Origin of the sequence: Pseudomonas yangonensis (assembly GCF_009932725.1) — a bacterium.
GTDB classification, from domain to species: Bacteria; Pseudomonadota; Gammaproteobacteria; order Pseudomonadales; family Pseudomonadaceae; genus Aquipseudomonas; species Aquipseudomonas yangonensis.
The window spans coordinates 184,582-203,072 of record NZ_BLJU01000022.1; the positions used below are offsets into that span (position 1 = coordinate 184,582).

The window sequence follows — 18,491 nt, forward strand, 5'->3', positions numbered from 1 at the left end:
ACCTGGTCGATTTTGATCGACGGCCCGCTTTCAAAAGCAGCGAGGGCTGAAGTCGACCGGAAATACAGGGTTACTTCAGACCTTCCCTAGACACTCTATTTGATCCAAATCAACGAAGTGCTGTTATCGTCAAAAGGAGCATTCATGGCTCGGGGGCAATCTGCTATCGTTGGCCTATTGCCCCGCCTGGTGAATTGCTGTGCGTCGGATTGGATTGATCCTGCTAATGATTGCTAGCCTCGTGCTGCCGACCTTCGGCGGTGTGGCTTTCAGCATGCCGGCACAACCTTGCCCGATGCAGAGCGCCGATCATCAGGGCCATGCAATGGTCGATGCTCCGTGCTGCGAGCAAATGGACACGTCTGATGGGGTGGCCAATAAGTCCCCCTGCAAATCCGGCCAGGAATGCAAGACCGGAGGACTTCTCCAGACCACCGTGATCAAGAGCATATCCCCTCTCCCCTCACGCCCCGAGATATTGCTGACCCAGTCGGTGATTAAGCGAGAGCCCGCAGGACTCTGGCGCCCTCCTCGTTTCGTCTAATGCCGTGATCATCCCGCGCCTTACAGTCAGGCGCATCGTCGCGACCACGTTTCGTAGCTGCGACCTCGATCAATCGCATTGGAGGCGAAAGCATGTCCGCTTTCCTTTTTCCACGCCGTGGCTATCTCGGCGTGTTGGCTGCCGCATTCTGGGCAGCTCCCTGGCTTGCCGCGCAGGCACAGCCCCTAACCTTCGAACGAGCCCAAGCTCTGGCCGAACAGAGTGCCCCTGAGAACCTCGCGCGCCAGGCGCAGGTGGCATCGGCACAGCAGGCTGTAGGGCCCGCAGACGCCTTGCCCGATCCCAAGCTGATTCTAGGCATCGACAACCTGCCGATCGAAGGCCCTGACCGTTACACACTTAATCGTGACTCCATGACCATGCGCCGTATTGGACTCATGCAGGAGGTACCAAACGGCGACAAGCGTCTGGCCCGTCGCCAACTGGCCGAAGCCTCCATGACGCGGGCCGAGGCCGAGCAGCGTGCCATGCAGTTGGAAATCAAGCGCCAGACGGCAGTGAGCTGGCTGGATGTGTACTACGCCGAACGCAGTGTTGGCCTCTTCGATCAACTGGACCGTCAGATCGAGATGCTCCGCTCGACCGTGCAATCGCTAATTGCCGGCGGTAGTGCTCAGCCTGGCGAGCTGTTGCAGGCCGACCAGGAAGCTTTGGCGTTACAAGATCGGCGAGATGAACTGAATCGCGATGTGGCAGTAGCTCGTGCCAAGCTGCGCCGCTGGATAGGCAACGAGGCTGACCAGCCTTTGCAAGGAGGTGTTCCCAATCTGAACCTGGTGGCACCGCACCTGCAGCAACGCATTGCCTCACACCCTGAGTTGCGCGCTGCCTCCGCCCGAGTCGGCGAGGCTAGCGCCGAGCTGAACGAGGCCATCGCCGAGAAGACCCCCGACTGGGGTGTTGAGTTTGCCTACAACAATCGCAACAACCAGTTCGGCGATATGGTGATGGTGCAATTCACGTTCGACCTGCCGTTGTTCGTAGGCACACGTCAGGGGCCCAAGATCAACGCCAGACAACAAAGCGTGTCGCAGATGGAAGCCGAGCAGGAAGCATTACTGCGCGCCCATCAGGCTGAGCTGGAAGGCGGTATTGCCGAGCTTGAGCAACTGCGCAGGACCTTGTCACGCACCGAAAAAACCTTGATCCCGCTTGCAAGCAAACGTGCCGATCTCGAACTGGCCGCCTACCAAGCCGGTAACAGCCAGCTCACATCCGTTATTACTGCCCAGCGCGACCTGATTGAGGCGCAGCTGCGGCAGATTGAACAGCAGCGCAAGTTGAGCCAGCTCTCCGCAAGCCTGTACTACGCCTATGTGGAGGGCCTGAAATGAAGATATCGACATTTGGTTTTGCGGTCGCCGTGCTGACCGTGGGCATTGGCGCGGCGGGCGGTGGCTACTGGCTGGCCCAGCGGCAAGCCAAACACGAGCTACTGCCTAGCTCCGCACCGACGGACGAGCGCAAGGTGCTCTATTGGTACGACCCTATGCAGCCTGAGCAGCGCTTCGATAAACCGGGCAAGTCACCTTTCATGGATATGGAACTTGTCCCTAAATACGCAGGATCCGAGCAGGATCCGTCTGTCCTGAGCATCCCCGCTCAAGCCGTGCAGAACCTCGGAATGCGAACCTCGATGGTGATCCGAGGTGTACTGCCCTCGGATATCGAGGCGGTGGGTTCCCTGGCCTATAACCAGCGCGAGGTGGCGAACCTGCAGGCCCGAGCGGGTGGGTTCGTCGAGCGGGTCTACGGACACGCCCCTGGCGATGTATTGCCCGCCGGTACGCCCCTCGTCGACCTGCTGATTCCCGAATGGTCTGCCGCCCAGCTGGAGTTCCTGGCTGTGTTGCGTACTGCTGACACGCGCTTGATAAGTGCGGCCCAGGAGCGCCTGCGCCTGCTTGGCATGCCTCAATCGTTGGTCGAGCAGGTTCGTCGCAGCGGCCAGCCACGGGCGGTTCAGACCATCACCACGCCCATCGCCGGCGAGCTGCAGGCATTGGAAGTGCGTGCCGGGATGACCGTGGCAGCCGGCCAGGACCTGGCGCGGATCAACGGGCTGTCCACGGTCTGGCTCGATGCCGCAATCCCCGAAGACCAAGCTGGAGCGGTTCAGCTTGGCGCGAGCATCACCGCCACCCTGACCGCTTTCCCAGAACAGCCTCTGCAAGGTCGTGTCGTCGCCTTGCTGCCGAGTGCCGACTCGCAGACGCGTACACTCACGGTGCGCAGCGAGCTCACCAATCCCGCCGGTAAATTGCGCCCCGGCATGTTCGCCGCCGTGCGCCTGAACAGCAGCGTCGAACAACCCGCGCTACTGATCCCGAGTGAAGCTGTGATTCGCACCGGTAAGCGTGCGCTGGTGATGCTGGCCGAAGCCGATGGGCGCTACCGCCCCCTGGAGATCACTTTGGGCCGCGAGGCCGATGGGCGTCTGGAGGTGTTGTCCGGTCTTGAGGAAGGACAGTCGGTCGTTACCTCCGGCCAGTTCCTGATCGACTCGGAGGCCAGCCTCCAGGGTGTCGTGGCCAGCCATGTCGAGCTGGACAATGCAAAGAAACTCCATGAGTCCCATGGCGTGATTCGTGCCCTGGACGCCGAGGAGGTCACCCTGGAGCACGGTCCATTCGAGAGCCTGAACATGCCCGGCATGACCATGGCATTTCCGCTGGCCAGCCCTGAAGTAGCTGCGGGACTCAATCCCGGGGATCACGTACGCATCGGCGCTCGTCAGACGGACTCCGGCTTGCAAATAGAGCGGCTCGACAAGCAAGGAGAGCAGCCATGATCGCGCGCCTGATCTACTGGTCGATAGGCAACCGCTTCCTGGTGCTGCTGGCGACCCTGTTCATCACCGCTTTAGGGATCTGGTCGTTGCGCAACACGCCGGTGGACGCGTTGCCGGATCTCTCAGACACCCAGGTCATCATCAGAACCAGCTTTCCCGGCCAGGCGCCGCAGATCGTCGAGAACCAGGTGACCTATCCGCTGGCCACCACGATGCTCTCGGTCCCGGGGGCGAAGACGGTGCGCGGCTACTCGTTCTTCGGCGACTCCTTCGTCTATGTGCTGTTCGAGGACGACACCGATCTCTACTGGGCGCGCTCGCGCGTGCTGGAGTACCTCAACCAGGCCCAGGAACGCCTGCCGGAGGGCGTCACCACCACTCTGGGCCCGGATGCCACCGGCGTGGGCTGGATCTATCAGTACGCATTGGTCGACCGCAGCGGCCAGCATGACCTGTCCCAGCTGCGTGCGATGCAGGACTGGTTTCTCAAGTACGAGCTCAAGAGCCTGCCCAACGTGGCCGAGGTGGCCACCCTCGGCGGCATGGTCAAGCAGTATCAGGTGCTGCTCGATCCGCAGAAGTTGGTGGCTTACGGGGTAACTCAGCAGGAAGTCGAAGCGGCGCTGAAGAGCGCCAACCAGGAAACCGGCGGCGCCATTCTGGAGCTGGCGGAGCGCGAGTACATGGTGCGGGCCTCGGGCTATTTGGAGAGCCTGGATGATTTTCGCAATGTGCCGCTGCGGGCTTCGGCTAGCGGAATTCCGGTGCTGCTAGGCCAGGTGGCCACCATTCAACTGGGGCCAGAGATGCGTCGCGGCATTGCCGAATTGGACGGCCAGGGTGAAGTGGTCGGTGGCGTGGTCATCCTGCGCTCCGGCAAGAATGCCCGTGACACCATCGCTGCCGTGAAGACCAAGCTGGACAGCCTGAAAGCCAGCCTGCCCGCCGGCGTCGAAGTGGTCACTACCTATGACCGTTCGCAACTGATCGACCGTGCCATCGACAACCTCAGCTACAAGCTGCTGGAAGAGTTCGTGGTGGTTGCCTTGGTTTGCCTGATCTTTCTCTGGCACCTGCGCTCGTCTCTGGTTGCGATCATCACCCTGCCCCTGGGCATCCTGATGGCCTTCATCGTCATGCGCTACCAGGGCGTCAATGCCAACATCATGTCGCTCGGCGGGATCGCCATCGCCATCGGCGCCATGGTCGATGCCGCCGTGGTGATGATCGAGAACGCGCACAAGCACATCGAGGCCTGGAAGGCGCGGCACCCCAATGAACCGCTCCAGGGTGAGGCGCACTGGCGAGTCATCGGCGAAGCCGCGGCCGAGGTCGGGCCGGCACTCTTCTTCAGCCTGCTGATCATCACCCTATCGTTCCTCCCGGTCTTTACCCTGGAGGCCCAGGAAGGACGGCTGTTTGGCCCGCTGGCCTTTACCAAGACCTATGCCATGGCCGCTGCTGCCGGCCTCTCAGTCACCCTCGTACCGGTGCTAATGGGCTACTGGATTCGTGGGCATATCCCCAGCGAACAGCAAAACCCCTTGAACCGCTGGCTGATCGGCGCATACCGGCCGGTGCTGGAGTGGGTGCTGGCCTGGCCCAAGGTGACCTTGGCGCTGGCCGTGCTGGTCTTTGTGTCCAGTCTGTGGCCCCTCAGCAGACTCGGAGGAGAGTTCCTGCCGCCCATGGACGAAGGCGATCTGTTGTACATGCCTTCGGCCCTGCCCGGTTTGCCGGCGAGCAAGGCAACCCAGCTGCTGCAGCAAACCAACCGCATGATCCTCACGGTGCCGGAGGTGGCCCGGGTATTTGGCAAAGCCGGGCGAGCGGAGACAGCTACCGATCCGGCACCGCTGGAAATGTTCGAGACCACCGTGCAATTCAAGCCGCGCGAACAATGGCGCGCGGGAATGACACCCGAAAAGCTGATCGAGGAACTGGATCGCGCGGTAAAAGTTCCGGGGCTGTCCAATATCTGGGTGCCGCCCATCCGCAACCGCATCGACATGCTGGCGACGGGGATCAAGAGCCCCATTGGGGTGAAAGTGTCCGGAACCTCCTTGGTCGACATCGAGCGCATAACGCGCGATATCGAGGCCGTGGCCAAAGAGGTGCCTGGGGTGAGTTCGGCCTTGGCAGAACGCCTTACTGGCGGCCGTTACGTGGACATCCAGATCGATCGACTGGCCGCGGCGCGCTATGGCCTGAGCATCGCCGATGTGCAGGCGGTGGTATCGGGCGCCATCGGCGGCAGCAATATTGGTGAGACGGTTGAAGGACTGGCCCGCTTCCCGATCAACCTGCGCTATCCCAAGGAGTGGCGAGACAGTCCGCAGGCACTACGGCGTATGCCGATCCTCACCCCAGCCGGCCAGCAGATCACCTTGGGCACCGTCGCCCAGGTTAGTCTGACCGAAGGGCCGCCGATGCTGCGCAGCGAGAACGGGCGACTGTCCGGCTGGGTCTATGTCGATGTCCGCGGGCGCGACCTGGCCTCGACCGTGCGCGAGCTGCAGCAGCGCGTCGCCAAGCGGGTACAACTCGACGCCGGCATGACCGTCTCCTACTCCGGTCAGTTCGAGTACCTGGAGCGCGCCAATGCACGGCTGGCCTGGGTGGTACCGGCGACCTTGTTGATCATCTTCGTGCTGCTTTACCTGACCTTCAGCCGCTTCGGTGAGGCCCTACTGATCATGGCAACCCTGCCCTTCGCCCTATCGGGCGGCATCTGGCTGCTCTACTGGTTCGGCTTCAACCTGTCGGTTGCCACTGGGGTCGGCTTTATCGCCTTGGCCGGCGTCTCGGCGGAATTTGGGGTGATCATGCTGCTGTACCTGAAGAATGCCTGGCATGCTCGGCTGGACTCTGGACGCAGCGGTGATCCGGCCCTGCTTGAGGCCATTCGTGAGGGCGCGGTGCTGCGCGTGAGGCCTAAGGTGATGACGGTGGCCGTGATCATCGCCGGCCTGCTGCCGATCCTCTGGGGCGGCGGTGCCGGTTCCGAAGTGATGAAGCGCATCGCCGCGCCCATGGTCGGCGGCATGATTACCGCGCCGCTGATGTCCATGCTGGTTTTGCCGGCCGCCTACTGGCTGATGCGAAGGCAGCGTACACAGAAGGTTCGCGCACCGCAGGAGCTATAGCTTTACAAACCCGGGCAAGCCACGCGCCAAGCTGACTCGCCCGGGTAACGCGGCAGGAAGCATTACGGCGATGTAACTTTGACTTCATTTTTATGACAGGTTGAGCGGATATATTTTAATCACCACCTTGAAGGAGTGATTAAACATGAAAAGCCTCAAAGTTATTGCAGCCCTTGCCGCTATGGTTGTTTCCTCTGCCACTCTGGCAGAAGGCGGCGCTGATCGTGTTTATGGTCGGATGATTCAGGCCAATGAGCAGGCCATGCAAGAGTATGCTGCCGCTAACGGAAAGAATCCGCCTGAAGTTATTCATTACCGCTACGGCATGAAACTCGATATCGCCAGGGTCGTGGCCACTACCCCGACGGACTCTAGCTGCGGTGTGATGCCGGCCCAGATGACCTACGAGGACTCCAATGGCGATCTGAATATTCTTGAATACCGGGCAGCCGGGACAGGTTGCCGTAATCAAAACTAGATAAATGACATCGCGCTGACTGAAATGTAATTTCCAAGTCACCCTGACGTTATTTGGCATGTGGAAATATGACCAAGGCGTGCCTGGCTATGCCCGGCGCGCTTGGCACATATATGCGACCACACAATGACAACTGCCAATAACATCAGGAGCATTTATGAATAACAGAACCCTGTTAGGACTTTCTCTGCTCACTCTGAGCGTCAGTACCGGGCAAGCTGCAATGGCCGCCGGCGAGAAAGGCGAGGGATTTATCGAAGGCAGCAGCCTGACCATCCTCAATCGAAATCTCTACTTCAACCGTGACTTCCGCAAAGGCCAGTCCAGCAGCTCGGGTAATGGCTATTCGGAAGAGTGGGCGCATGGCGTGATAGGCCGATTCGAGTCTGGCTTCACCGAGGGCACCATAGGCTTCGGTGTCGATGCCTTTGCCATGCTAGGACTCAAACTTGACACCGGCGACGGCCGTTCAGGAGCCGGTGGCTCAGTCGATGTGCTGCCTTACAACAGCCTCGGGCAGGCTGAGGATAACTACTCCAAACTGGGTGGCGCGGTGAAAGCTCGGTTCATGGATACCGAGATCAAGGCAGGCGACGTCTTTCCCGTCAGCCCGGTCGTCCAATACGGTGATGCACGGCTTTTACCGGAGAGTTTTCGAGGTGTCACCGTGGTCAACAGCAGCGTGGAAGGACTGTCGCTTCAGGGCGGTCGCCTCCACTCGATGAGCCAACCCAATACCAGCAGCATGCGCGACGGCTTCGCTACCTTCTACGCGGGCGAAGTGGACTCGCCATGGATCGCCTATTTCGGTGGTGATTACACGCTTAATGACAACGTCGGCTTTAGTCTCTACACCAGCCGCCTCAAGGATGCCTGGAATCAATATTACGCGGGCACCACGCTGAGCTACCCGCTTGCGGACGATGTCGCCTTGATCGGCGGGCTGAACTACTACAAGGCGGTCGATGAAGGGAAGCAGCTCCTCGGGAGCTTCGATAACAACATCTGGAGCGGCAATGTCGGCATCCAATTCGGCGCTCACACAGTGCTGGTGGGTCTCCAGCGCAACAATGGCGATGATGACTTCGACTACTTGCGCCAATCGGACTCCATCTACCTCGACAACTCCATCCAGTACAGCGACTTCAACTCGCCGAAGGAGAAGTCATGGCAAGTGCGCTATGGCCTGGATATGGAGCCTTTCGGTGTGCCTGGATTGAGCTTCATGACTCGATATGCCCAGGGCTGGGATGCCGACTACAGCAACGCCAACGAAGTCTATATGCGCCGTGATGACAACGGCGATCCGTTGACCAACCAGAAGCGCTGGGAGCGGGACATCGAGGCCAAGTACGTTGTGCAGTCTGGGTCGTTGAAGGACATGTCCTTTCGCATTCGACAAGCCACGACTCGCGCCACCGACTTCGAGTCGGATCTGGATGAGTTCCGCTTCATTGTCGAATACCCGCTGGAAGTTCTCTAACCTCGGTGCGCGAGCGGGTTGATTGCCCGCTCGCGCCGTGGTCCTGCTGTCCCCTCGTAGTGCTCCTTTGGTTTGGAGACAGCCCTTGGCGCCCTCGGGCGCCTTTTTTACTTAGGTATAGCTCGTCAATGCCCAGGATGCGGGGCGTCTCGAAGCGGTGCCAGCGCCCCAGGAACTCGGCGCGGGCGTTGAAGATGTCGCGCACCGTCTTCTCGTCCAGGCCGGTCTGTGCCGCCACAAAGGTGTAGGGGTGGTTGAAGGATTCCTTCTCCACGTACTCATGCAGCCGCAGTGTCATACGGAATCCGTCCACCATCTCCGGTAGCTGGGGCCTGAATGTTGTCTTGCAGGCCCGGCAGGTGTATCGGCGGCGGACCACCCAGAGAGTGACCCGCTTGCCGTGGATGGGCAGATCACGATAGGGAACGTCACGCTTGCCGAACCGTACGAACTCACCCTGCACGCCGCATTCCTCGCAGGCGATGGGATCGGGCCCGTCCACCTGGAAGTGCATTTCGTCGTCGGTTGATTTGCAGCCCAGTACTTGGTATTGCGGCAGGTGAAGGATGTTGTCGGGAAGTTCGGTCATGGTGTTGTATAAGCGTAGGTGTCAGTCAGATCCATCCGGCTCGGCATTGGTGTTTGCTTTTTTACCCAACAAGCTGCTGGAAACGAAAAGTAAGGCACCGAGGACAATTGCAATATCAGCCAGGTTGAAGGCCGGCCAATGCCAGTCTCGCCAATAGAAATCAAAGGAATCCACAACATAGCCGCGAAAGACCCGGTCAATCAGGTTGCCCATGGCGCCACCGAGGATAAGACTGTAAGCGATGGCTTCTCCTTTATGACGATTTTCAAGGATCAGCTTGATCAGAAAAATCGAGACCACTACCGCGATTCCGATAAAAAAGTAGCGCTGCCAGCCTCCACCATTCGCAAAAAGACTGAATGCGGCACCGGTGTTCCATAGGTGCACCCAGTTAAAGAACGGGGTCACCGAAACATACTCGCCATAGGCCATTGATTGCTGCACCAGCCACTTTACAGCCTGATCAGACGCTGCCAGCAGGCCCGATATGGACAATAGGGCATACGGCGAGAGCTTTTTGCCAATAATGAGCATTATTTAACCCTTCAACGCCAAAATGCGTCTGGCACCGTTAAGTACAATGCCCCCCGCGATGGTGCCGATAATCAGATCCGGATAATTGGAACCGGTCCACGCGACCAGGGCGCCGGCGGTGATGACCCCCAGGTTGATCACCACGTCGTTGGCCGAGAATATCCAGCTTGCCTTCATGTGCGCCCCGCCTTCCCGATGTTTGGATATGAGCAGCAGACAACTGGTATTGGCAATCAATGCGACGAATGCGATAGCCATCATCACCAGCGATTCAGGCTCACTACCGAATACAAAGCGTCTCACCACCTCTACGAGCACGCCCACAGCCAAGATCAGTTGCAGTACACCAGCAAGATGCGCGGCACGTACCTGCATTTTCACGCTATGTCCAACCGCATAAAGGGCAAGCCCGTACACCGCCGCATCGGCAAAATTGTCCAGGGATTCTCCAATCAGGCCGGTGGACTGGGCGATCAGACCGGCAGTCATTTCCACCACGAACAGAAGTGCATTGATGCCGAGCAACCAGCGCAGGGTCCCGGATTCTTGCTTAGCAGAAGCTGCCGAAAACTCGGCGGCCTTGATGGTCTCCGGATTTGCAGCGACGGTTTCCTGAAGCGAGGCGCCTAGCCCCAAGGTCTTCAGTTTCGAGGTGACGGGCTCGACCTCGCCGTCATGCACGACCTTCAGCCGGCGGTTCGACAAGTCGAAGGACAGCGCCCGAATCTCCTCAAAGCCGTTCAGGGCTAGGCGAATCATTCGTTCTTCTGATGGACAGTCCATCTTCGGCACGGCATAAACACTGACCCATCTCCCTGGCGCCTCGGAGGAGGCCTGTATATCGGTATCCGCTGCGGACGTTGCATCACCGCCACAGGCGCCACCACAGGATTTGCTCATGATACGACTCCACTTGAACAATGTTGTGGTACCACTTAAAACTATAAAGCTACTATAAGGTCAATAGAGTAAAGAATCCGTTGGGGAGGAGGCTGATGCGCATTGGTCAGTTGGCGCAGTTGGTAGGGGTCGAAACACAGACGATCCGCTTCTATGAACAGCAGGGCTTGTTGCCGCCGCCTGATCGGCAGGACAACGGTTACCGTGTCTATACCGAGAAGCATGGTGAGGGGCTGGCCTTCATCCGTCGCTGCAGAATCCTGGGCCTGTCACTGGCTGAGATTCACGAACTACAGAGCTATAAGGACGACCCTCATCAGCCTTGTACCGCCGTCAACGCCTTGCTCGATGATCACATCTCTCATGTGCGGTCGCAGATAACCGCTCTGCAAGCGCTTGAGAAACAACTCGTTTCACTGAGAGCGAGTTGCAACGATGACCGGGAAGTTGAGGCGTGTGGGGTTCTTGCTGGAATTAGCGAAGGAAACATGCACCAGCAGTAGGTGAAGCATCAACCAGATAATCCGATGAGATGCCGGTCTGTCTCACTCTCATGCAAAGGTAAGATCAACCATTTAATCCGCTTACCCGGTTAAAGGATGTATGAAAAAGAATCGGCCACTTTAGACGCAAGCAGCCGTGCGGGCAGGCAGTACTACTGGGTGGGATATTCTGCAACGACCTGATCGGCACCCGTCTTGGTCAAGCCAATGACCTGGTAGGCATGCTGTACACCATCGACTTCCATGCCGGGGGAGCCCGCCGGCATCCCGGGAACAGCGATGCCCACGAGATCATCGCGCTTGGTGAGTTCGATGACCTGGGCCGCCGGCACATGACCTTCGACGAACTTGCCGTCAATCACCGCGGTGTGGCAAGACGCCAATCGCGGCGCGACGCCCAGACTTTGCTTCACTGCTGTCATGTTGCTTTCGACATGGTCGACGACTTTGAAGCCATTCGCTTCGAGGTGTGAGATCCATTTTTTGCAACATCCGCAATTGGCATCACGATGGACATCAATCGTCAGGGCCTCAGCGGCTTGAACTGCAGATATGGCGGAGAGAGCGGCCAGCAGGGCCAGATACTTAGCTTTCATGTACGTGCTCTTTGCCATCGGCGTGGGTGTGGGTCTTGGGCGAGGCGTTCGGAGCCTGCTCGGCGTGATGATCACCTCCGTTGGACGACGCCTCATCTCCAGCATGGTGGTCATCGCCACTCATATCCGAATGGTGACCTGCCTTAGGTGCGGAGCCACCCTCGCTATCCGTAGCCGCGGCATCGTGATGACCAGGCTCTCCAGCATCACCTGATCCATGATGGTCATCGCCACCGCCACTATTGTCATGATGGCCAGGCTTGTTGTCGCCGTGCTGTCCTTCATGGTTATGCATCTGCGTTTCCCCACCACCGTGCTGATGGCCGCCACTGGATGCGACGAGTGTTTGGTATTGCTTGGCATCCATCGTCGGCAGTTGGTTGAGGAAGGCAACCATGCCCCAGATGTACTCGTCTCCCATGCTCTTGCCCCACGCAGGCATACCCGTTGCCTTGATGCCATGCTTGATCACCCAGAACGCTGCTGACGGATTGCCATCGACACCGATCTTGGCGAGGTTGGGGGGCGCAGGATAAAGCGATTGGCTTAGCTCGGTCTCCGCCACACCTGGCGCCAAATGACAGCCGATACACATGGAGTTGTAGTTGCCCGCACCGGCGCGAATAAGAGCTTGATCATCCAGGTTGGGAACCTCGATGTCCCGCGAACGGACTTCGATAGAGCGGTCACGGGCCATCGTGAGAAACGCATGCACTGCAGGAAAATGGGGATCGTCGGCCCCCACGTTGACCACGCCAAAGTAGGCGCCGGCCAGGACAGCTGTGCTACCGACCACGCCGGCCGCCACCAAAGTTTTAATTGTTCTTTTCATGTCAGGTTCTCAAAACCACATCCGGATACCGGCGACAAAACGCGCCTCGTCTACATCACCGCCCTCGTCGCGCACCATGTCTGCCGTGTTGCCATAGGAGCGGCTCCAGGAAACCCCGATATAGGGGGCAAACTGCCGGACAATCTCGTAACGCAGACGTAAACCGAGCTCGGTATTGGCCAACCCGGACCCCACACCTCGCTCAGGATCGTTCTTGCCGTAGAAGTTCATTTCGGCAGTTGGCTGGAGAATCAGCCGGTTGGTCAGCAGAATGTCGTACTCGCCCTCCAGTCGGGCAGCAGTTTGGCCATTCTCGCCGACGAAGGCCGTGGCTTCGGCCTCAAAGGCGTAAAGCGCCATGCCCTGGATACCGAAGGCGGCCCAAGTCTGCGGCGACTCCGGTTTGAAGTCCTGGCGAACGCCCGCGACGACATCCCACCAAGGGCCGATCGAGCGGCCGTACAGCAGCTGTAATTCAGCATCCTCGGTCACGCCGTTGGTACGCTCGCCTTCAGAGCGGAACCAGACCCGGTTGATATCACCGCCTACCCAGCCCGACGCATCCCAGGCCAGGGTGCTGCCCTCATCTGCGTCCTGGTATTCGAGCTGATCGAGCAGGAAAAAACTGTTGATGGCGCTATCGTGAACCTTGTGGCCAGGTAATGGTGGGAAAGCCGCTTGGCGATCAGCATCCGTCAGAACGGGAATCGGCGTACGGCTGGTGGTTCTTGGGGCTTCAGTGGAACCATGGTTCATCTTTGAATGATCCATGCCTTCCATCTGCCCTTGCATGGCGCCATGGTTCATCTTGCTGTGATCCATGCCCTCCATCGGCGCTTTGGTAGCGCCGTGGCTCATCTGGCTATGGTCCATCGACATGGTGCCGTGCCCCATTGCCGAATGATCCATTTCTTCCGCAGCCAAAGTAACGCCGCCGCTGAACGCACTCAGCGACACAGCCAGCGCCAAGAGAGATGGACGTGAAAACCTAGTGGTCATGGTTCGAACCTGCTTCGGCTTCGGTGCCGCCATGCTTATCCATCATGTTTTCGTGATTCATGCCGTCATGCTTCATGTCTCCGTGATCCATGGCGCCATGATCCATATGCTGGCCAGCCGCCTTATCCTTCGACTGATCTGCGTGATTGCCACTGGCGGTCTTGGGCACAGCCGACTCGGCAGCATGTTGTTCGTGCTCACTGTGCCCCTCACCTGCCAACGAAACCGGTGCGTGCAGGGCAGCCAATAGGCTGAACATGACTGCGCTGCCAGCCAGGGCATTTCGCTTCATAAAAGTGCTCATCAGAAATCTCCTTTACTCATCCACACGAACTTCACGGAACATGCCCATTTCCATGTGGAGCAACAGGTGGCAGTGATAGGCCCAACGACCCAACGCATCGGCAGTCACTCGATAGCTGCGCTTGGAACCTGGCGGCATGTCGATGGTGTGTTTACGCACCAGGAAATTGCCGTTCGCATCCTCCAGGTCGCTCCACATGCCATGAAGATGGATCGGATGAGCCATCATGGTGTCGTTGACCAGCGTGATGCGAACACGCTCGCCGTACTTGAGGCGCAGAGGCTCGGCGTCAGAGAACTTGATGCCATCGAAGGACCAGGAGAATTTCTCCATGTGCCCGGTAAGGTGCAGCTCGATGGTGCGACTTGGTTCGCGACCATCCGGGTCGAGGAAGGTGCTGCGCAGGTCAGAGTACGTGAGGACGCGTCGGCCGTTGTCTCGCAAACCAATACCTGGGTCGTCCAACTTATGCGTTGGTGTCATGGTTTGCATATCGACCAGCGGGTTGTTGGTCTCTGAGGCTGGGTGTGCCTGCATGGCACCTGCCATGCCTGCCATGCCCGAATGATCCATTCCAGCCATCTGGCTGTGATCCATGCCCGCCATACTGCCGTGGTCCATTCCGGCCATGTTCCCGTGATCCATACCGCCCATGCTGCCGTGATCCATACCCATGTCGCCCATGGCAATCAGCGGACGCGGGTCGGGGCTGGGTACTGGTGCACTCAACCCCTCCTGTACAGCAAGGGTGCCGCGCGCATAGCCAGTGCGGTCCATGGATTGGGCAAACACGGTATAGGCCTGTTCGCTGTCTGGTTCGATGATCACGTCGTAGGTCTCGGCCACGGCGATACGGAACTCGTCGACGCTGACCGGTTTGACGTGCAGACCATCGGCCGCAACCACAGTCATCTTCAGGCCTGGGATGCGCACATCGAAATAGGTCATAGCCGAGGCATTAATGAACCGCAGGCGGATCTTTTCGCCTGGTTTGAATATGCCGGTCCAGTTGCCATCAGGTGCCTGGCCATTCATCAGGTAGGTGTAGGTGTAGCCACTGACGTCAGCGAGATCCGTCGGGCTCATCTTCATCTCGGCCCACATCTTGCGATCGGCTACCGCAGCGGACCACCCCATCTCGCTCACGTCATCGATGAAGTCGCCCACGGTTCGCTTGTGCTGGTTGTAGTAGTCCGATTGCTTCTTCAGCTTGGCCAGAACCCGAGATGGGTTTTCATCGGTCCAGTCGCTCAGCAGCACGACGTAGTCGCGGTCGTAACTGAAGGGTTCGGGCTCTTTGGCATCGATGACCAGCGCGCCGTATACGCCGACCTGCTCCTGCAGCCCCGAGTGACTGTGATACCAGTAGGTACCGTTCTGGTTGACCTTGAACTTGTACTCATACATGCCGTCAGGGGCGATGCCATGGAAGCTCAGGCCAGGAACACCATCCATGTTCGCCGGCAGGATGATGCCGTGCCAATGGATGGAGGTGTCCTCCTTGAGGCGGTTGCGCACGCGCAATGTGACGGTATCGCCTTCGCGCCAACGAAGAATCGGCCCAGGGAGCGAGCCGTTGATGGTCATGGCCGTGCGCGCTGCGCCGGTGATGTTCACCGGGGTTTCACCGATGAATAGGTCGAATTCGTTACCAGTCAGTACGTTGGGCTGGCCGGGGCTGTTCACCGCCCAGACCGGCGTGCGCCACAGGCCAAGTCCGCCGATAATACCGGTGGCTGCCAGGCCTTTGACGAAGGTGCGCCTTGTGGTTTTGCTTTGCATGCCGTTTTGTCCAATCCGTCAAATGAGCCGGTGATGGTGTGCCCGGTCTCGGGTTCATGGCTGCTTCAATGTCGGGGATTTACCCCTCAACTTTCCACGTCGGTGCATTGCACAAGCCTTACCGACGATGAGCAGTATGAAACTGCCATATCCCAACCATCCGGGTGATTACATTTCTGTAAGGTAGATGACTTCAGCAGTTGGTGTGCTCTGCTTGCTCGGTTGGACTGCTGGCTACAGGAGCCTCAACTTTCTGCTGCTGGGCCACCCGGTAGGCCTCCAGAGACGTCTGGCGTGCCTGCTCCATGCGCGCGAAGGTTCGGTCAGCACCACCTTCAGCCATTGCCAAGCTGGAGATGCTCAGAGCAGTAACTACAAGCAGAGCTTTGATCGATTTCATTTTGGGTATTCCTCGTAAGTTAAGTGGTCCCTGCAACTGCAGAGGCCGAGCTTTAGGCTCGATGTCACGTTAACTGAGAGGGCCTGTCAGCAACCTGAGCCGAACATTACAGTTCTGTCAGTTTGCTATTTCTTTCTTGTAGGCCCTCCTTAAGGCTCGGTACTGTCTTCCTGCCCGCGCAGCCTTGCGGATTCCATGGGCCTGATCGGTAGCAATGCCTGAGCTAACTCGTTCATTCGCACCGACGGATCGCGACCATCAAACAATCAAGAGAGATAGCCACTATGTCGAACAAATCCAACGTAGCTACCGGTGCCGCCTTGGCTCTGGTGGCCGCCAGCCTGTTCTCCACCCTGCCCGTCCAGGCTGCTCAGGAAACCAAAGCAGCAGAAGTGAAGTGCTTCGGGATCAATGGTTGCAAAGGGCAGAACGACTGCATGACCGCGAAAAACGACTGCAAAGGCCAAGGCGAATGCAAAGGCCAAGGGTTCAAGTTGATGACCCAGACCAAATGTGACGAAGCCGGTGGCAAAACCAGCGAATAAGGCGGTTCAGGGGAGTGCATGCCACTCCCCTGCTGGAGTCTCGAATGAGTAAGCGCAAAACTCTGGGTTTCGGTCTTGGCCTTCGTAACGAGTATTACCGGCAGATCCTGGAGGAACGGCCTGCGGTCGACTGGTTCGAGATCATTTCCGAGAATTACCTGGTGGAGGGCGGCAAGGCTCTCTACTTCCTTGATGCGATCGGCGAGCACTACCCCCTGGTGATGCACGGAGTATCTCTTTCGATTGGCGGCTCACATGCCTTGGACATAGACTACCTACGACAGCTCAAGCAGCTGGCGGATCGGGTGCAGCCTCAGTGGGTGTCTGATCACCTGTGCTGGAGTCGAGGCAACGCCCATCAACTTCACGATCTGCTACCGCTGCCGTTTACCCAGGAGAGCCTGCTGCATGTCGCGGCCCGGGTGCGCTTGGTGCAGGATGTTTTGGAACGTCCCATCGTGCTGGAGAACGTTTCCTCCTACGTGCAGTGGACAACATCCAGCATGAGCGAGTCTCAGTTCCTCTCGGAGCTCAGTTACCTGACCGGGTGCGAGCTGCTTCTCGACGTGAACAACGTCTACGTCAGTTCGCGCAACCAGGGTTTCGACTCTTGGCAGTTCATCATGGAATTGCCGCACGAGCGGATTCGGCAAATTCACCTGGCCGGGCACAGCGATTACGGGCAGTACCTCATCGACACCCATGACCAGCCCATCGCTGATCCGGTTTGGTCTCTCTACAGCAAGACTTTGAGCTACTTGGGCCCGACATCGACCTTGATCGAGCGGGATGACCAGTTTCCGCCGCTGGAAGAGCTGTTGTCCGAATTAGCACATGCCCGTGCTATCGCCAAATCTGTGATATCGGGGGCCACCCCTTGAGCCTGATCGCCCTACAGACTGCATTTGAAACTTACCTGACAGGTGACAGTGCCCTGCCCTCCAACAAGCTTTTGGAGCAGATCCGAGGTAGCACAGCGCTGAGTGCTCTCGAAGGCCTGCAGATCTACCACAACGCTTACCGTTCGCGCCTGCTTGCGGTCTTGCGAGAAGACTTCCCTGCCCTGCTTCACTGGATCGGCAACGAATCATTCGAGCAGCTCGCACTGGCCTACTTGGCCGCCTGGCCACCACGACATTTCAGCATTCGCTGGCTGGGCGAGAAGCTGCCCGAGTTCATTAGCAGCTACGTCGAAGAACCCCAACTATCGCCGATGCGCGAACTCGCGGAACTGGAATGGGCCTTTACACTGGCCTTCGACGCTCAGGATGTCGAAGCGCTTTCGCTGGAGACCATGAGTGATTTTTCGGCTGAAGACTGGATTTCACTCAGGGTTTCCCTGACTGCATCTGCCCGGTGGTTGCAGCTGCAGTACAACACGCTGGAGTTGTGGAAAGCCGCCAAGTCCGGCAGCTTGCTGCCTGATGTTACCCGCCTGCCAACGAACCTAGCCTGTCTTGTTTGGCGTCATGAACTCGTCTGCCAGTACCGGAGCCTGGAGCCAGCGGAGGCTTCGGCATTGCAGTTTCTCATCGAGGGCGGATCGTTCGCTGAACTCTGCGAGTCGTTGAGCGCCACGCATGGCGAGCAAGCTCCCTTGCAAGCCGCGACCTGGTTGAAGTTGTGGGTCAACGACGGTTTGCTAAAGCGCGGCCAGCTATTACACGAATGACCCGGAACCTTTAGGCTAGCGCTCTCTCTTTGGCCACTCCGAGCGCTTCTATGACTCACCACATCATTCATTTCAAACAGCAAGCCTTGCTTGACCCGGAGACCTATCAGGCAATGCTGGCCGACGGCGTTGGTCACTGGGAGCGGCTTGCAGGAGAAGTCGTCGGCATAGAAGACGAAAAAAGCTACGAGTTCGCTGCATTGAAAAGCCTGTTCAAGCGCAAGCGGTACTCCTATGACACGCTGGAAATGCGCGAGCCAGGCGATCACTCAAACTGGCTTCGCGGCCGAGATGGTTCAGAAGGTATGACCAACGAGGTCACCAGTATCCCAGGGCTAAAAGAGCTCTCAGAACTGGAGATTTAGTGGGATA

Annotated in this window: 18 protein-coding genes and 1 pseudogene; 10 read left to right on the forward strand and 9 right to left on the reverse strand. The window is 58.5% G+C overall.

What is annotated here, in order from left to right; translation table 11 throughout:
* Nucleotides 1–636 precede the first annotated feature (636 nt).
* The 5 genes from GYB81_RS20760 (at nucleotide 637) to GYB81_RS20780 (ending at nucleotide 8,463) form a co-directional block, all read left to right on the forward strand.
* Entirely contained in the window at nucleotides 637–1,899 is a 1,263-nt protein-coding gene (locus GYB81_RS20760; RefSeq protein WP_161867434.1) for a TolC family protein, read from the forward strand.
* On the forward strand, nucleotides 1,896–3,356 hold the full coding sequence (locus GYB81_RS20765; protein ID WP_161867433.1) for an efflux RND transporter periplasmic adaptor subunit: 1,461 nt from the start codon (nucleotides 1,896–1,898) through the stop codon (nucleotides 3,354–3,356). The genes GYB81_RS20760 and GYB81_RS20765 overlap by 4 nt, the downstream gene beginning before the upstream one ends.
* Nucleotides 3,353–6,502: an efflux RND transporter permease subunit gene (locus GYB81_RS20770; RefSeq protein ID WP_161867432.1), complete on the forward strand. Its 3,150-nt coding sequence runs from the start codon at nucleotides 3,353–3,355 to the stop codon at nucleotides 6,500–6,502. The genes GYB81_RS20765 and GYB81_RS20770 overlap by 4 nt, the downstream gene beginning before the upstream one ends.
* Nucleotides 6,503–6,647: 145 nt before the next feature.
* Nucleotides 6,648–6,980, forward strand: a complete 333-nt coding sequence (locus GYB81_RS20775; RefSeq protein ID WP_004574339.1) for a DUF2790 domain-containing protein — start codon at nucleotides 6,648–6,650, stop codon at nucleotides 6,978–6,980.
* A gap of 157 nt (nucleotides 6,981–7,137) precedes the next feature.
* Nucleotides 7,138–8,463: an OprD family porin gene (locus GYB81_RS20780; protein ID WP_106732297.1), complete on the forward strand. Its 1,326-nt coding sequence runs from the start codon at nucleotides 7,138–7,140 to the stop codon at nucleotides 8,461–8,463.
* A gap of 103 nt (nucleotides 8,464–8,566) precedes the next feature.
* Here the strand turns inward: GYB81_RS20780 and GYB81_RS20785 are convergent.
* The 3 genes and pseudogenes from GYB81_RS20785 to GYB81_RS20795 all read right to left on the reverse strand — a co-directional run.
* Nucleotides 8,567–9,052, reverse strand: a pseudogene (locus GYB81_RS20785) (transposase family protein); the annotation flags it as partial.
* A 21-nt stretch (nucleotides 9,053–9,073) separates the two neighbouring features.
* On the reverse strand, nucleotides 9,074–9,586 hold the full coding sequence (lspA, locus tag GYB81_RS20790; protein WP_004863699.1) for a signal peptidase II: 513 nt from the start codon (nucleotides 9,584–9,586) through the stop codon (nucleotides 9,074–9,076).
* A 3-nt stretch (nucleotides 9,587–9,589) separates the two neighbouring features.
* The gene (locus GYB81_RS20795) at nucleotides 9,590–10,486 is read right to left on the reverse strand and encodes a cation efflux transmembrane domain-containing protein (protein WP_004574643.1); all 897 of its coding nucleotides are present in this window, start codon (nucleotides 10,484–10,486) and stop codon (nucleotides 9,590–9,592) included.
* Nucleotides 10,487–10,581: 95 nt separating this feature from the next.
* Between GYB81_RS20795 and cadR the strand changes: the two genes are divergently transcribed.
* Nucleotides 10,582–10,989: a Cd(II)/Pb(II)-responsive transcriptional regulator gene (cadR, locus tag GYB81_RS20800; protein ID WP_037051462.1), complete on the forward strand. Its 408-nt coding sequence runs from the start codon at nucleotides 10,582–10,584 to the stop codon at nucleotides 10,987–10,989.
* A 152-nt stretch (nucleotides 10,990–11,141) separates the two neighbouring features.
* Here the strand turns inward: cadR and GYB81_RS20805 are convergent, their stop codons facing one another.
* The 6 genes from GYB81_RS20805 to GYB81_RS20830 form a co-directional block, all read right to left on the reverse strand.
* On the reverse strand, nucleotides 11,142–11,585 hold the full coding sequence (locus GYB81_RS20805; protein ID WP_037051460.1) for a DUF411 domain-containing protein: 444 nt from the start codon (nucleotides 11,583–11,585) through the stop codon (nucleotides 11,142–11,144).
* Nucleotides 11,575–12,417 carry a c-type cytochrome gene (locus tag GYB81_RS20810; RefSeq protein ID WP_003139525.1) on the reverse strand — a complete coding sequence of 281 codons (843 nt, stop codon included), beginning with the start codon at nucleotides 12,415–12,417 and terminating at the stop codon, nucleotides 11,575–11,577. The genes GYB81_RS20805 and GYB81_RS20810 overlap by 11 nt, the downstream gene beginning before the upstream one ends.
* Before the next feature lie 9 nt (nucleotides 12,418–12,426).
* Nucleotides 12,427–13,416: a copper resistance protein B gene (locus tag GYB81_RS20815; RefSeq protein ID WP_126190462.1), complete on the reverse strand. Its 990-nt coding sequence runs from the start codon at nucleotides 13,414–13,416 to the stop codon at nucleotides 12,427–12,429.
* Nucleotides 13,406–13,720: a hypothetical protein gene (locus GYB81_RS20820; protein ID WP_009686150.1), complete on the reverse strand. Its 315-nt coding sequence runs from the start codon at nucleotides 13,718–13,720 to the stop codon at nucleotides 13,406–13,408. The genes GYB81_RS20815 and GYB81_RS20820 overlap by 11 nt, the downstream gene beginning before the upstream one ends.
* 12 nt (nucleotides 13,721–13,732) lie before the next feature.
* On the reverse strand, nucleotides 13,733–15,502 hold the full coding sequence (locus GYB81_RS20825; RefSeq protein ID WP_161867431.1) for a copper resistance system multicopper oxidase: 1,770 nt from the start codon (nucleotides 15,500–15,502) through the stop codon (nucleotides 13,733–13,735).
* A gap of 193 nt (nucleotides 15,503–15,695) precedes the next feature.
* Entirely contained in the window at nucleotides 15,696–15,902 is a 207-nt protein-coding gene (locus GYB81_RS20830) for a co-regulatory protein PtrA N-terminal domain-containing protein (RefSeq protein ID WP_003139535.1), read from the reverse strand.
* A gap of 284 nt (nucleotides 15,903–16,186) precedes the next feature.
* Here GYB81_RS20830 and bufA2 point away from each other — a divergent pair, with 284 nt between their 5' ends.
* The 4 genes from bufA2 to GYB81_RS20850 are packed head-to-tail and all read left to right on the forward strand — an operon-like array spanning nucleotide 16,187 to nucleotide 18,484.
* Nucleotides 16,187–16,447 (forward strand): BufA2 family periplasmic bufferin-type metallophore, encoded by a 261-nt coding sequence (gene bufA2, locus GYB81_RS20835; protein ID WP_003460126.1) that lies wholly within the window; start codon nucleotides 16,187–16,189, stop codon nucleotides 16,445–16,447.
* A gap of 44 nt (nucleotides 16,448–16,491) precedes the next feature.
* On the forward strand, nucleotides 16,492–17,328 hold the full coding sequence (bufB, locus tag GYB81_RS20840; protein ID WP_126190464.1) for an MNIO family bufferin maturase: 837 nt from the start codon (nucleotides 16,492–16,494) through the stop codon (nucleotides 17,326–17,328).
* Entirely contained in the window at nucleotides 17,325–18,119 is a 795-nt protein-coding gene (locus GYB81_RS20845; RefSeq protein WP_161867430.1) for an HvfC/BufC N-terminal domain-containing protein, read from the forward strand. The genes bufB and GYB81_RS20845 overlap by 4 nt, the downstream gene beginning before the upstream one ends.
* Nucleotides 18,120–18,169: 50 nt before the next feature.
* Nucleotides 18,170–18,484, forward strand: coding sequence for a hypothetical protein (locus GYB81_RS20850; protein ID WP_161867429.1), 315 nt, complete (start codon nucleotides 18,170–18,172; stop codon nucleotides 18,482–18,484).
* Nucleotides 18,485–18,491 lie beyond the last annotated feature (7 nt).

Bases quoted from the DNA above. Each gene is read 5' to 3' on its own strand.
- GYB81_RS20760 (WP_161867434.1), top strand. From the start codon at position 637: ATGTCCGCTTTCCTTTTTCCACGCCGTGGCTATCTCGGCGTGTTGGCT.
- GYB81_RS20765 (WP_161867433.1), top strand. From the start codon at position 1,896: ATGAAGATATCGACATTTGGTTTTGCGGTCGCCGTGCTGACCGTGGGC.
- GYB81_RS20770 (WP_161867432.1), top strand. From the start codon at position 3,353: ATGATCGCGCGCCTGATCTACTGGTCGATAGGCAACCGCTTCCTGGTG.
- GYB81_RS20775 (WP_004574339.1), top strand. From the start codon at position 6,648: ATGAAAAGCCTCAAAGTTATTGCAGCCCTTGCCGCTATGGTTGTTTCC.
- GYB81_RS20780 (WP_106732297.1), top strand. From the start codon at position 7,138: ATGAATAACAGAACCCTGTTAGGACTTTCTCTGCTCACTCTGAGCGTC.
- lspA (WP_004863699.1), bottom strand. From the start codon at position 9,586: ATGCTCATTATTGGCAAAAAGCTCTCGCCGTATGCCCTATTGTCCATA.
- GYB81_RS20795 (WP_004574643.1), bottom strand. From the start codon at position 10,486: ATGAGCAAATCCTGTGGTGGCGCCTGTGGCGGTGATGCAACGTCCGCA.
- cadR (WP_037051462.1), top strand. From the start codon at position 10,582: ATGCGCATTGGTCAGTTGGCGCAGTTGGTAGGGGTCGAAACACAGACG.
- GYB81_RS20805 (WP_037051460.1), bottom strand. From the start codon at position 11,585: ATGAAAGCTAAGTATCTGGCCCTGCTGGCCGCTCTCTCCGCCATATCT.
- GYB81_RS20810 (WP_003139525.1), bottom strand. From the start codon at position 12,417: ATGAAAAGAACAATTAAAACTTTGGTGGCGGCCGGCGTGGTCGGTAGC.
- GYB81_RS20815 (WP_126190462.1), bottom strand. From the start codon at position 13,416: ATGACCACTAGGTTTTCACGTCCATCTCTCTTGGCGCTGGCTGTGTCG.
- GYB81_RS20820 (WP_009686150.1), bottom strand. From the start codon at position 13,720: ATGAGCACTTTTATGAAGCGAAATGCCCTGGCTGGCAGCGCAGTCATG.
- GYB81_RS20825 (WP_161867431.1), bottom strand. From the start codon at position 15,502: ATGCAAAGCAAAACCACAAGGCGCACCTTCGTCAAAGGCCTGGCAGCC.
- GYB81_RS20830 (WP_003139535.1), bottom strand. From the start codon at position 15,902: ATGAAATCGATCAAAGCTCTGCTTGTAGTTACTGCTCTGAGCATCTCC.
- bufA2 (WP_003460126.1), top strand. From the start codon at position 16,187: ATGTCGAACAAATCCAACGTAGCTACCGGTGCCGCCTTGGCTCTGGTG.
- bufB (WP_126190464.1), top strand. From the start codon at position 16,492: ATGAGTAAGCGCAAAACTCTGGGTTTCGGTCTTGGCCTTCGTAACGAG.
- GYB81_RS20850 (WP_161867429.1), top strand. From the start codon at position 18,170: ATGACTCACCACATCATTCATTTCAAACAGCAAGCCTTGCTTGACCCG.